Consider the following 13159-nt stretch of genomic DNA (forward strand, 5'->3'; position numbering starts at 1 on the left):
GCTCAGCCACCCAGCCTCTCGAAGCCGGTGACCGTGAGCACGGCGGCGCCGACGTCGTCGCTCGCCTCGAGGTCGACGACGGCTGTGATGCCCCAGTCCTTGTCCTCGTCGGGGTCGACGACGACCTGGCGCAGGCGCCACTCACCCGGCACCTTGTCGACCTGGAGCAGCGCGGGTGAGCGGGCGCCCTGGTCGGTCGCGATGGCGTCGTGGTCGTCGTAGTAGGCGCCGAGCGCGTCGTTCCAGGCCTGGGCGTCCATGACGACCTTCTGCGGTGGGTCGGTCAGCTCGGCGACGCGGGCCTCGAGCTCGCCGAGCGCCTCCCACTCGTCGCGCGAGGCCAGCTCGACCCGGTGGAACATCGCGTTGCGGATCATCACGGTGAAGGCCCGCTCGTTGGCCGTGATCGGCCGCGCGGGCGGGGCGACGTCGGTCTGCGCGAGCACGGCGTCGCTCGGGTTGACGAGGTCCTCCCACTCGTCGAGCAGGCTCGAGTCGGTCTGGCGCACCAGCTCGCCCAGCCACTCGATGATGTCCTCGAGCTCCTCGGTGCGGTGGCTCTCGGGCACGGTGCGGCGCAGCGCCCGGTAGGCGTCGGTGAGGTAGCGCAGGACGAGGCCCTCCGAGCGGGACAGGCCGTAGTAGGAGACGAACTCGTTGAACGTCATGCCGCGCTCGTACATCTCGCGCACGACCGACTTCGGCGACAGGGCGTCCTGCGAGATCCACGGGTGGCTCTGGCGGTAGGCCGCGAGCGTCACCTCGAGCAGGTCGGCGAGCGGCTTGGGCCAGGTGACCTCCTCGAGCCGCTCCATGCGCTCCTCGTACTCGATGCCGTCCAGCTTCATGGCGGCCACGGCCTCGCCGCGGGCCTTGAACTCCTGGGCCCAGAGCACCTGGCGCGGGTCCTCGAGGATCGCCTCGATGACCGAGACGAGGTCCTTGGCGTAGGTGTCGCTCTCGGGGTCGAGCGTGTCCATGACGGCGAGCGCGAAGGGCGCGAGCGGCTGGTTGAGGGCGAAGTCGCGCTGCAGGTCGATGGTCAGGGCGTGCCGGCGGCCGGACTCCTCGGCCGTGGCGAGGCGCTCGACGACCCCGGAGGTGAGCAGCTCCTTGGCGAGCACGAGGGCGTGCCGCTGCAGGCGCCGCTGGTCCTTGGGCTCGTGGTGGTTGTCCGAGAGCAGCCGGTGCGCGTGGGCGACCGGGTTGCCCTCTCGGGCAAGGAGGTTGACGAGCATCGAGTGCGAGACCTTGAGGCGCGGCTGGAGCGGCTCGGGCTCGGCGGCGATGAGCCGCTCGAACGTCTCCTCCGACCAGTTGACGAAGCCGTCGGGGGCCTTCTTGCGCTGGATCTTCTTCTGCTTCTTGGGGTCGTCGCCGGCCTTCTCGACGGCGCGCAGGTTGTCGATGACGTGCTCCGGCGCCTGGGCGACGACCCAGCCGCGGGCGTCGAAGCCGGCGCGACCGGCACGTCCGACGATCTGGTGGAACTCGCGCGCCTTGAGCGTGCGCTGCTTCGTCCCGTCGAACTTCGTCAGGCCGGTGAGCAGCACGGTGCGGATCGGCACGTTGATGCCGACGCCGAGGGTGTCGGTGCCGCAGATGACCTTGAGCAGGCCGTCCTGGGCGAGCTGCTCGACGAGGCGGCGGTACTTCGGCAGCATGCCGGCGTGGTGCACGCCGATGCCGTGCCGCACGAGCCGCGACAGGGTGCGCCCGAAGCCGGCCCCGAAGCGGAAGCCGCCGATGCGCGTGGCGATGGCCTCGCGCTCCTCGCGGGTCGTGATCTTGACGGCCATGAGGCTCTGCGCGCGTTCGAGGGCGGCCGCCTGCGTGAAGTGCACGACGTAGACGGGCGCGCGGTCCTTCTCGAGGAGCTCCTCGATGGTCTCGTGGAGGGGGGTGACGGCATACGAGAACTCGAGGGGCACGGGGCGCTCGGTGCCGGTGATGACGGCGGTCGAGCGGCCGGTGCGCCGGGTCAGGTCGTCCTTGAACATCGTGACGTCGCCGAGCGTGGCCGACATGAGCACGAACTGCGCCTGCGGCAGCTCGAGGATCGGCACCTGCCACGCCCATCCGCGGTCGGGCTCGGAGTAGAAGTGGAACTCGTCCATGACGACGAGGCCGATGTCGGCCGAGCTGCCCTCTCGCAGAGCGAGGTTCGCGAGGATCTCGGCGGTGCAGCAGATGATCGGCGCGTCGGCGTTGACCGACGCGTCACCGGTGATCATGCCGACGTTGTCGGCACCGAACTGCTCGCACAGCGCGAAGAACTTCTCGGAGACGAGGGCCTTGATCGGCGCGGTGTAGAAGCTGACGCGGTCGTCGGAGAGGGCCGCGAGGTGCGCGGCGGTGGCGACGAGGGACTTCCCCGACCCGGTCGGCGTCGACAGGATGAGGTTGCTGCCGCTCAGGATCTCGAGGAACGCCTCCTCCTGGTGCGGGTAGAGCGTGAGCCCCCGCTCGGTCGTCCACTCGGTGAAGACCTCGTAGAGGCCGTCGGGATCGGGATCCCGCGGGATGCGCTCGCTGAGGTTCTTCGTCACCTCGTGAGTATGCCGTCCGGTGGCCTGTCGCTCCCAACCGCCGGTCAGGCGGGGGCGAACATCGTCGGCTCCTCGTCGGGCGTCAGGGCTGTCGGGCCGTAGAGCCAGTCGACGAAGGAGTAGTCGTGGACGTCGCGCGAGCGCATGACCTCGTTGCGCCACAGCCGCTCGTCCCCGACGTGGTGCCAGAGCTCGCCCCAGGCGCGCGCGGTCGTCAGGACGCGGCGGCAGTGCTCGGGGCGCACCGCCCCGTAGGCCGCGAGGGCAGCGTCCCAGTCGAGGCCGTCTGCGCCCATGCCCGCCGCGAGCTGGGCAGCCACGTGCTCCGACAGGACGTAGGCGTCCTCGATCGCCATGACGGCCCCCTGCGCGAGGTACTGCAGCGGCGCGTGCGCCGAGTCGCCCGAGAGGGCGATGCGACCCGTCACCCAGGTCGGGATGGGCTCGCGGTCGAACATCCGCCACCAGCGGTCGCGCCACATGAGCGGCAGCCCGGCCCGGACCTCCTCGCACGTGTCGGCGAAGGCGTGGTCGAGCTCGTCCGGTGTGCCCCAGTCCTCCTCGCCCGCGCGCGCCTTGGGCGACTCGAAGACGGCGACCTGGTTGAACATCTCGCCGCTGCGCAGGGGGTACTGCACGAAGTGGCACTTCGGGCCGACGTAGACGACGACGTCGCGCATCGAGACGCCGAGCGCCTCGACCTGGGTGGCCGGCACCGCGCCGCGGTAGGCGACGTAGGAGGAGCTCACCGGCTCGTCGTCGGAGAGCAGCGGCCGTGCGACGGAGTGGATCCCGTCGGCGGCGATGACCACAGGGGCCGTCTCCCGCCCTCCGGCGTGGATCGCGGTCGCGCGGCCGTCCTCCTGCTCGTAGCCGGTCACGGCGACGTCGGTGACGAGGTCGACGCCGGCCCGCCGGCACGCCCGGAGCAGCACGCCGTGCAGGTCGCTGCGGTGGATGACGAGGTAGGGCGCGCCGTAGCGGGCCTCGACGTCCTTGAGGTCGAGGCGGGTCAGCTCCGAGCCGTCGACGGCGTCCTTCATGACGATGTTCTCGGGCAGCACGCCAAGGCTGCGCACCTCGTCGAGCAGTCCCCAGTGGTCGAGGATGCGCGTGCAGTTCGGGGCGATCTGCAGGCCCGCGCCGACCTCGCCGAACTCGGCGGCGCGCTCGAGGACGCGCACGCGCAGTCCCTTCTGCGTCAGGGCGAGGGCGTTGGCGAGACCGCCGATCCCGCCGCCGACGACGACGACATCGACTGCGTCGACTCCGTCGACTGCGTTGTCGACGGCCTTCTCCGTGCTGTGGGCGGTCATGTCGTTCTCCTTGGAGGTCAGGTCAGGTCCGGCCGGGTCGGCTCAGAGCCAGCGAGGAAGGGGAGGAAGGGCGCCGCCGTCGGCGTGCAGCCCCGTGGCCGGCCGGCCGGTGAGGTAGGCCGTGAGCTGGGCGAGCGGTCCGCGCACGGCGGTGGGGCGGCCGGTGCCCATGACGAGCCAGGTACGGCGCTCGTCGTCCGGGACGACGACGATCGTCGGGCCGTCTCCGGCGTCCGAGCGCCGGTCGGCGACGTCGTCGAGCAGGGCGGCGTGGAAGGCGGCCGGCAGGTCGTCGAAGCCGACGGCCCCGCCGAGGTCGACGGCGTGGACCATGACCTCGCGCGAGCGCATCCACGGGATCTCGGTCGCCGGCACGGTGCGGCCCTGCGCGGTGAGCACCTCGCGCGACCACTGCGGCGGGGTCAGCTCGTCGAGGGAGTCCGCGAGCCGGGCCGCCGACGACGCGAACCAGTCGCGCAGCTCCCGGGCCGGCCGCAGGGCCCCGCCCTCGATGTCGGACGTGCGCTGCACCGGGGAGGAGTACATCGGGGTCTCCTCGCCCGTGCGGGCCCAGTGCACGAGGTTGCCGAGCGCCTCGGCGTTCGCGGCGACGTGCGCGACGAGGTGCCGGCCCGTCCAGCCGGGCAGCGTGCCCGGGCCCGCGAGCATATGGTCGTCGAGGCTCTCGAGGGCCTTGGCGAAGAGGGCCGTGCCCTCCTGCGTCCAGGCCCGTGTCAGGGCGAGATGGTGGCTCATCGGCGGGGGCCGTCGTCCACGACGACGTTCTCGCAGCGACCGAGGCCCTCGACCTCGGTCACGACCTTCTGGCCCGCGGTGAGGTAGCGGGCCGGCTTGCGCGCGTGCCCGACGCCGCCGGGCGTCCCGGTGGCGATGAGGTCGCCGGGGCGGAGCGTGACCATCGTCGAGACGTACTCGACGAGCGCGACGGGGTCGAAGAGCAGGTCGCCGGTGCTGTCCTCCTGCACGACCTCGCCGTCGATCTCGGTGCGGATCGCGAGCGTCGGGCGCACGCCACCGGGCAGCTCGTCGGGCGTGACGAGCCACGGGCCGACCGGGGTCGTCGCCTCCCAGTTCTTGCCCTGGAGCCACTCCCTGGTGCGGAACTGCCAGTCGCGGGCCGTGATGTCGTTGAGGGTCGCGAAGCCGGCGATCGCGGCCTCCGCCTCGGCCGTCGTCGCCCGCCGCACGGTCGCGCCGATGACGACGGCGAGCTCGCACTCCCAGTCGAACTCGTCGGTCTCGACGGGCCGCTGGATGTCGTCGTGAGCGCCGATGAGCGTGTCGGCGAACTTGCTGAACAGCGTGGGGAACTCGGGCAGGTCGCGGCCCATCTCGAGGATGTGGTTGCGGTAGTTGAGCCCGACGCAGACGACCTTCCCGGGGCGGGTGACGACGGGGGCGTATGCCGCGTCGCCGAGGTCCACGGCCGCGCCGGCCGCCGTCTCGGCCGAGTCCCGCCAACCGGGCTGGGAGAGAAGGGACCCCACGTCGGAGGCTCCGAGGCGAGTCGCCGTCGTGCCGTCGACGCGCACCGCCTCGGTCGTGCCGTCGGCGTTGCGGAGGGTGGCGAGCTTCATCGGGACAGTCCTTCGTGAGGTGCGGAGACAGAGGTGTGGGCAAGGTTGAGCGCCTCGAAGATCGGCGAGTCGCTGAAGCGGAAGAGGTCCAGCGCGCCGGAGTCGGAGTCGGAGGCGGATGCCTCGGAGCGGATCGACAACGGCTGCCACGACGGCACGACGAAGAGGTCGCCCCGCGTGACGCTCCACGTCGTGTCGCCGACGGTCACCGTGCCGGCGCCGTCGAAGACCTGGAAGACGGACGAGCCGACCTCCTGGCGAGGCGCGGTCTCCGCGCCGCTGCGCACCCGGTGGAACTCGGTGCGGATCGTCGGGAGGACGTCACCGCCGTTGGTGGGGTTGGTGAAGCGGACCGCCGCGTGACCCGGCTCGACGGTGGCGGCATACCCCTCGTCCTCGAGGTCGAGCTGGTCCTGGAGGGCGAGGTCGGTGTCGGCCCAGCGGTAGGCGAGCAGCGGGCTCGCCGGCATCGGGCCGGGCACCGAGACGGGTCGCAGGCCCGGGTGGCCCCACAGTCGCTGCGACCGCGAGCGCTCGGGGGTGACCCGCTCGGCGTCGGAGATCTCGTCGCGGCCGAACTCGAAGAACTGGGACTCCGTGTAGTACTGGAAGGGGATGTCGAGCCCGTCGATCCACGCCATCGGCTTCGCGGCGGCGTTGTGGTGGGCGTGCAGGTTCCAGCCGGCCTGCGGGAGGAAGTCGCCGCGGTTCATCGGCACGGGGTCCCGGCCGACGACGGTCCACACGGCGTCGCCCTCGACGACGAAGCGGAACGCGTTCTGCGTGTGCCGGTGCTCGGGGGCGTCCTCGCCGGGCATGAGGTACTGGATCGCGGCCCAGAGGGTCGGCGTCGCGAAGGGACGGCCCCCGAGCGACGGGTTGGCCAGGGCGATGGCCCGGCGCTCGCCGCCGCGTCCGACCGGCACGAGGTGCCCCGCCCGGTCGGCGAGGTCGAGCAGGGTCTGCCACTGCCAGCGGTGCGGCGTGGCCTTGCTCTGCGGGTGGGCCGGCATGAGGTCGCCGATCTCCGTCCACAGCGGCACGAGGAGCTCGTCCTCGAAGCCGCGGTAGAGCGCCTCGAGCTCGGGGGTGGGGGCGGGCTGGTCGGGGGAGTCGACGGCCTCGATCCGCACGGGCGAGGTGGCTGCCTGGGTCATGGTCGTTCCTTTCGAGGTCAGGGCGTTCAGTGGACGAGGACGTCGGCGACGGGCCGCGCCGCGACGGCGGGCTTCGTCACGACGGCCGTCACGGCGAGCAGGACCGCGGCGAGGCCGGCCGCGATGGAGAAGGCGAGGAAGTTGCTGCCGACCCCGAGGTCGGCGTCGAGGAGCAGGCCGCCGACCTGCGGTGCGAGGACGGCGCCGATGCGGCCGACCCCGAGGGCGAAGCCGAGCGACGTGCCGCGCAGGGTGGGCGGGTAGTGCGTCGCGACGGCGGCGATGATGAGGCACTGCGTGCCGTGGGTGCCGACCCCGGCGAGGATGAGCGCGGCATACACCGGCGCGACGTCGCTCGGATAGGTCAGCAGGTAGGCCAGGGCCAGGGCGGCCACGGCCGCGGCGACGACCGAGCTGCGCAGCGGGCCGAACCGCACGCCGGCCCAAGCGGTGACGACCGAGCCGATGACGGCGCCGAGGTTGAGGGCGAGGAGGAAGGCGAGTGGCTTGCCCATGTCGAAGCGCGGGTCGGAGCCCATGAGCTTGGGCAGCCACGTGCCGAGGCCGTACCACGCGAAGAGCGTGGCGACGGTGGCCGCGGCGAACAGGACGGTCGGCCGGAGGAACCGGCCGCGCAGGATGGTGCGGAAGCCGGGAGCGTGCTGCTCGGTGCTGTGGTCGCTCGGGTCGTGGACGAGGCCGAACTTCGCCTCGACCGCCTTGCCCTCGGCCACCCGGCCGTGGGCCCGCAGCCATGTCGGGGACTCCGGGAGCAGCAGGTAGCACAGCGGCAGGAGGACGAGCACGGCCGCGAAGGCGACGGCATACATCGAGCGCCAGCCGTAGGCGGGGAGCAGCCACAGGCCGAGGAGCGCGGCGACGGACCCGCCGATCGGCACCCCCGACATCATCATCGTGGAGATGGCCGACCTGTGCTTGCGCGAGACGAACTCCGCCGTCAGGGCGTTGGCCGACGGCACGAGGCCGCCGAGGCCGAGGCCCGCGAGGAAGCGGAAGCCGCCGAAGACCTCGGCGCTCGGCGCGAAGGCGCAGAGCGCGGTGAAGGCCGAGAACCACAGGGTGGCCCAGAGGATCGTGCGGCGGCGGCCGAGCCGGTCCGAGAGCAGGCCCGCACCGAGCGCGCCGACGAGCATGCCGGCGAAGGCGAGGCTGCCGATGAAGCCGGCGGTGGTGGGGGTGAGGTCCCAGCCCTTCTCCTTGAGGAGGCTGGGGAGGGTCGTCCCGTAGACGATGAGGTCGTAGCCGTCGAAGACGACGATGAGCCAGCAGAGGAGCGTCACGAGCCACGCGGGCCGGTTCGCGCTGCCGGTGGCGCGGTCGGCCAGGGGCCGGTTCTGGGTGGGGGGCGTCGTTGCCATGGGGACGACTGTGAACTAGGTTCGCCATGACGGAATAGAAGATTCTGCTATGAGGAACCAATGGCCCAGGACCGCGCCCTGAAGAACCGCCCCCAGTACGCCCTGACGAGCGTCGACCACGCCCTGCGCCTTGCCGTGATGCTCCAGGTCGAGGGCCCGCTCAGCGTCTCCGACGCCGCCGAGCGTCTCGGTGTGGCCCGCTCGACCGCGCACCGGCTGCTGACGATGCTCGTCTACCGCGACTTCGCGCGGCAGGGCGACGACCGCCGCTACCACGCCGGCCCGGTCATCTCGCTGACCGCGGACGCCCAGTCCCGCACCGCCCTGCTGCGCACCATCGCCATGCCGCACCTGCACGCCCTCGTCGGGCGGCTCGGCGAGTCGGCCAACCTGCTCGTCCTCGCCGGCGACTACGCCCGCTTCATCGGCTCGGTCGAGAGCACGCAGGCGCTGCGCGTCGGCAACCGCGAGGGCATGGTCTTCCCGGCGCACCTGACCTCAGGGGGCAAGCTCATGCTCGCGGACCTCACTGTCGACGAGCGGGCCGAGCTGTATGCCGTGGAGCGCTGGCGAGGTCGGTCGGACGAGCGTCCCGACGTGGGTGCGCTCGAGCGCGAGCTCGACGTCGTGCGCGAGCGCGGCTTCGCGATCAACAAGGACCGCACCGAGAGCGGCGTGACGGCGGTCGGGCGCGGCGTGCGCGTCGGTGACCGCGTCGGGGCGGCGGTCACCGTCTCGATGCCGACGGTGCGCTTCGACGAGTCACGCCTCGTCGACGTCGTCACCGCACTCGCCCTCACGGCCCGCGACATCGAGCACGACCTGCACGCGGCGCTACGCGTCGAGCTCGGCGTTTAGCTCGGGGTCCAACCGGTCGGGGACCGCGAGCAGCACGACCGCGCCCACGACGGCGCCGAGGACCGTCTCGAGCAGGCGGTCGCGCAGGAGCGGGCCGATGGGGGCGTCGTGGGCGAGCTGACCCATGAGCAGGGCCAGCGGAGTGATGAAGAGCAGGGCCACGGCGTAGTTGCGGCCGACGAACAGCTCGGTGAGCACCTGGAGCACGACGATGACCAGGACCGCCGCGACGCCCTGCGGGTGCCACGGCAGGACGAGCGCCGCGACGCCGAGGCCGAGCAGCGTGCCGACGACGCGCTGCACGCCGCGGGTGAGCCGGGAGAGCAGGTCGGGACCCGACAGCACGACGACCGCGGCGACCATGGCCCAGTACGGGTGCTGCCAGTCCAGGGCGGTGGCGATCCCGCCCGCGACCGTGAGCGCCAGGACGTGGCGCACGAGGTGGGTCACGGCGCCGCGGGGCGCGAGCGCGTCGCGGAAGCGCGGCGCCGGGAGCATCGGGGGAGACCACGAGGCGGGCTCGCGCAGCACGCCGACCTGCGCGACGAGCATCGAGAAGAGCGCGCTGGCGGCCGCGATCGCCGCGGCGACGGGCACGGTGGCCGCGGTGGCCGGCACGACGGCCGACACGGCGAAGCCGAAGACGAGGAAGAGCGGTCCCGGCGGGTGCCAGCCGTACGCATCCGACGTCAGCGACCCGCCGGCCGCGAGCAGCGCCCCCACGGGGACGACGACCCAGCGCGAGTCGGGCACCCCCGGTGCGAACCACGGTGGGGACCGAGGGCGACGAGACGCCGCACGAAGGACGTGGCGGGAGTGCGCGGTTCGGGGTCGCTGGTCATCGGTCCGCCGAGTCTATCGACGGCTCGGGTGCCGGCCGTCTCGCGATCCGCCGAAGTGGGTAATGCTTCTGTGGCGGCTCCCAGACAGACGTGTTGTCATGGTGCGGTCGCCCAGTCCAGAGAGGTGCAGCGGTGGATCCCAAGAAGACGTTCTTGTCCTGGCCGGTCGTCCGGCAGGTGCGCTCGGGTGACTTCCTCGGTCGCGGGCCGGCGGTCACGTCCGCCCACACGCGCGAGCTCACGCCCCGCACCGCGACGGCCGACAAGGTCGTCCAGAGCGTGTGCCCCTACTGCGCCGTCGGCTGTGGCCAGCGCGTCTTCGTCAAGGACGGCCGCGTCGTCCAGATCGAGGGAGACCCGGACTCACCGGTGTCGCGAGGGCGTCTGTGCCCCAAGGGGTCCGCGAGCGAGCAGCTCGTCAACAACCCGGGTCGGCAGCGCAAGGCGCTCTACCGCCGACCCGGAGGCACGGACTGGGAGTCCATCGAGCTGTCGACGGCCGTCGAGATGGTGGCGCAGCGCTTCGTCGAGTCGCGCCGCCGCACGTGGCAGGACCACGACGAGCACGGGCGCCCGCTGCGGCGCACCATGGGGATCGCCTCGTTGGGCGGAGCGACGCTCGACAACGAGGAGAACTACCTCATCAAGAAGCTCTTCACCGCCGCCGGTGCCATCCAGATCGAGAACCAAGCTCGTATTTGACACAGCTCCACGGTCCCCAGTCTGGGGTCCTCGTTCGGGCGCGGCGGCGCCACGCAGTACGTGCAGGACCTGTCCAACGCCGACTGCATCGTCATCCAGGGATCGAACATGGCCGAGTGCCATCCGGTCGCCTACCAGTGGGTGACGGAGGCTCGGCTCAAGGGTGCCCGGGTCATCCACGTCGACCCGCGCTTCACGCGTACGTCGGCCACGGCTGACAAGCACATCCCGATCCGGGCGGGCAGCGACGTCGTGCTGCTCGGCGCCCTCATCAAGTACATCCTCGACAACGAGCTGTACTTCAAGGAGTACGTCGTCGCGTACACCAACGCGGCCACGATCGTCAGCGAGAAGTTCCAGGACACCGAGGACCTCGACGGCCTCTTCTCCGGCTACGACGACGAGAAGGGCAGCTACTCCCAGGAGACGTGGGCCTACGCCAGCAACGACGGCGCGGACGACGAGACGCCCGGCACCATCGGCGGTCCCGCGGCGGGTCACGAGCACGGTCACACCAAGTCCGAGCGGGCCGCGGGCGACGAGCACGGGTCGGGTGGTCCCGCCCTCGAGCACGCCAAGGTGCTGAGGGACGAGACGCTCCAGGACCCCAACAGCGTCTTCCAGATCCTCAAGAAGCACTACGCCCGCTACACCCCGGAGATGGTCGCCGACACCTGCGGCATCGGCGTCGACGACTTCGAGTACCTCGCGCGCTCGGTCACCGAGAACAGCGGGCGCGAGCGCACCACGGCGTTCGTGTATGCCGTGGGCTGGACCCAGCACACGCTCGGTGCGCAGTTCATCCGCACCGCCGCCATCGTGCAGCTGCTCCTCGGCAACATGGGCCGTCCGGGCGGCGGCATCATGGCACTGCGCGGCCACGCGAGCATCCAGGGCTCGACCGACATTCCGACCCTCTACAACATCCTCCCCGGCTACCTCGCGATGCCCGTCGCAGGCCTGCACGACACGTGGGACGACTACCTCGGCGCCATCGGCAACAAGGAGCAGAAGGGCTTCTGGGCCAACGCCGACACGTATGCCGTGAGCCTGCTCAAGGCGTGGTGGGGCAAGGCCGCGACCGCCGAGAACGACTGGTGCTTCGACTACCTCCCGAGGCTGAGCGGTGCGCACGGCACCTACCAGACGACGATGGCGATGCTCGACGACCAGGTCGAGGGCTACTTCCTGCTCGGCCAGAACCCCGCCGTCGGGTCGGCGCACGGCCGCATGCAGCGCCAGGCCATGTCGCACCTCAAGTGGCTCGTCGTGCGCGACTTCAACATGATCGAGTCCGCGACCTTCTGGAAGGACGGGCCGGAGATCGCCTCCGGTGAGCTGAAGACGGAGGACATCGGGACCGAGGTCTTCTTCCTCCCCGCGGCCGCGCACACCGAGAAGAGCGGGTCGTTCACCCAGACCCAGCGCATGCTCCAGTGGCACCACCAGGCGGTCGAGCCCCCGGGCGACTGCCAGAGCGAGCTGCAGTTCTTCTACGAGCTCGGACGCCGGGTGCGCGAGCTGCTCGCCGACTCGACCGACGAGCGGGACCGTCCGCTGCTCGACCTGACGTGGGACTACCCCACCGACGAGCACGGTGAGCCCGACGCCGAGGCGGTGCTCGCCGAGGTCAACGGCCGTCACCTGACGGGCGACAAGGCGGGAGAGCCTCTTTCGTCCTACACCGAGATGAAGGCCGACGGCTCCACCGACGGCGGCTGCTGGATCTACACGGGTGTCTACGCCGACGGCGTCAACCACGCAGCCGCGCGCAAGCCCGGCCGCGAGCAGGACCTCACGGCGCTCGACTGGGGCTGGGCCTGGCCGGCGAACCGCCGCATCCTCTACAACCGCGCCTCGGCCGACCCCGAGGGCAACCCGTGGAGCGAGCGCAAGCGCTACGTCTGGTGGGACGCCGAGGCCGGCAAGTGGACCGGGCACGACGTGCCGGACTTCGTGCCGGACAAGGCGCCGAGCTACCGGCCCGAGCCGGGCACGGGCGGACCCGCAGGTCTCGCCGGTGACGACCCGTTCGTCATGCAGGCCGACGGCAAGGGCTGGCTCTTCGCGCCCAAAGGCATGCTCGACGGGCCGCTGCCGACCCACTACGAGCCGCAGGAGTCTCCGGTCAGCAACCCGCTCTACGCCCAGCAGTCGAACCCGGCCCGCAAGGTGTTCCCGCGCAAGGACAACCTGTGGAGCCCCTCCGGTGACGCGCCGGGTGCCGACGTCTATCCGTACGTCTTCACCACCTATCGGCTGACCGAGCACCACACGGCCGGCGGCATGAGCCGGTGGCTGCCCTACCTCTCGGAGCTCCAGCCGGAGTTCTTCTGCGAGGTGTCGCCGGAGCTCGCGGCCGAGCGCGGCCTCGAGAACGGCGGGTGGGCGACCATCGTGTCGGCCCGAGCCGCCATCGAGGCCCGCGTCATGGTCACCGAGCGGATGACGCCCCTGGTGGTCCGGGGCCGCACGATCCACCAGATCGGGCTGCCCTACCACTGGGGCGTCGGCAGCAACGCGATCGTGAGCGGCGACGCCGCCAACGACCTGCTCGGTGTGGCTCTCGACCCCAACGTCCAGATCCAGGAGAGCAAGGCGGGCTCGTGCGACATCGTGCCCGGCCGCCGACCGGCGGGTGACGAGCTGCTGCGGCTCGTCGCCGAGTACCAGTCGAGGGCCGGCAGCACCGTCATGACGAGCAACGAGCTGCGCACCGGTCACCCGGAGTCCACCCCCGACACGAGAGGAGGCTGAC

At 71.6% G+C, this 13159-nt stretch carries 9 protein-coding genes; 2 read left to right on the plus strand and 7 right to left on the minus strand.

Annotation, left to right across the window (positions count from 1 at the left end):
* Positions 1–2: 2 nt before the first annotated feature.
* The 6 genes from IEY30_RS06910 to IEY30_RS06935 are packed head-to-tail and all read right to left on the minus strand — an operon-like array spanning position 3 to position 7999.
* Positions 3–2549, minus strand: coding sequence for a DEAD/DEAH box helicase (locus tag IEY30_RS06910; RefSeq protein ID WP_030201401.1), 2547 nt, complete (start codon positions 2547–2549; stop codon positions 3–5).
* Positions 2550–2593: 44 nt separating this feature from the next.
* Positions 2594–3865: an FAD-dependent monooxygenase gene (locus IEY30_RS06915; protein ID WP_030201405.1), complete on the minus strand. Its 1272-nt coding sequence runs from the start codon at positions 3863–3865 to the stop codon at positions 2594–2596.
* A 42-nt stretch (positions 3866–3907) separates the two neighbouring features.
* Positions 3908–4621: a maleylpyruvate isomerase family mycothiol-dependent enzyme gene (locus tag IEY30_RS06920; RefSeq protein WP_030201409.1), complete on the minus strand. Its 714-nt coding sequence runs from the start codon at positions 4619–4621 to the stop codon at positions 3908–3910.
* Entirely contained in the window at positions 4618–5463 is an 846-nt protein-coding gene (locus tag IEY30_RS06925) for a fumarylacetoacetate hydrolase family protein (protein ID WP_030201412.1), read from the minus strand. The genes IEY30_RS06920 and IEY30_RS06925 overlap by 4 nt, the downstream gene beginning before the upstream one ends.
* Positions 5460–6620, minus strand: coding sequence for a cupin domain-containing protein (locus IEY30_RS06930; RefSeq protein WP_030201414.1), 1161 nt, complete (start codon positions 6618–6620; stop codon positions 5460–5462). Before IEY30_RS06930 ends, IEY30_RS06925 begins: the two co-directional genes overlap by 4 nt.
* A 26-nt stretch (positions 6621–6646) precedes the next feature.
* The gene (locus IEY30_RS06935) at positions 6647–7999 is read right to left on the minus strand and encodes an MFS transporter (protein WP_081920601.1); all 1353 of its coding nucleotides are present in this window, start codon (positions 7997–7999) and stop codon (positions 6647–6649) included.
* A 60-nt stretch (positions 8000–8059) separates the two neighbouring features.
* Here IEY30_RS06935 and IEY30_RS06940 point away from each other — a divergent pair, with 60 nt between their 5' ends.
* Complete coding sequence (locus tag IEY30_RS06940) at positions 8060–8857, plus strand: IclR family transcriptional regulator (protein WP_030201418.1); 798 nt, start codon at positions 8060–8062, stop codon at positions 8855–8857.
* On the opposite strand, the gene IEY30_RS06945 is transcribed toward IEY30_RS06940, so the two are convergent.
* The gene (locus tag IEY30_RS06945; RefSeq protein WP_052358837.1) at positions 8834–9610 is read right to left on the minus strand and encodes an FUSC family protein; all 777 of its coding nucleotides are present in this window, start codon (positions 9608–9610) and stop codon (positions 8834–8836) included. The two genes, IEY30_RS06940 and IEY30_RS06945, sit on opposite strands and share 24 nt — an antisense overlap.
* 221 nt (positions 9611–9831) lie before the next feature.
* Between IEY30_RS06945 and fdh the strand changes: the two genes are divergently transcribed.
* Positions 9832–13158, plus strand: a complete 3327-nt coding sequence (fdh, locus tag IEY30_RS06955) for a formate dehydrogenase (RefSeq protein ID WP_229674874.1) — start codon at positions 9832–9834, stop codon at positions 13156–13158.
* Position 13159: the final 1 nt, after the last annotated feature.

The organism is Terrabacter tumescens (genome assembly GCF_014646815.1).
Classification (GTDB): Bacteria; Actinomycetota; Actinomycetes; order Actinomycetales; family Dermatophilaceae; genus Terrabacter; species Terrabacter tumescens.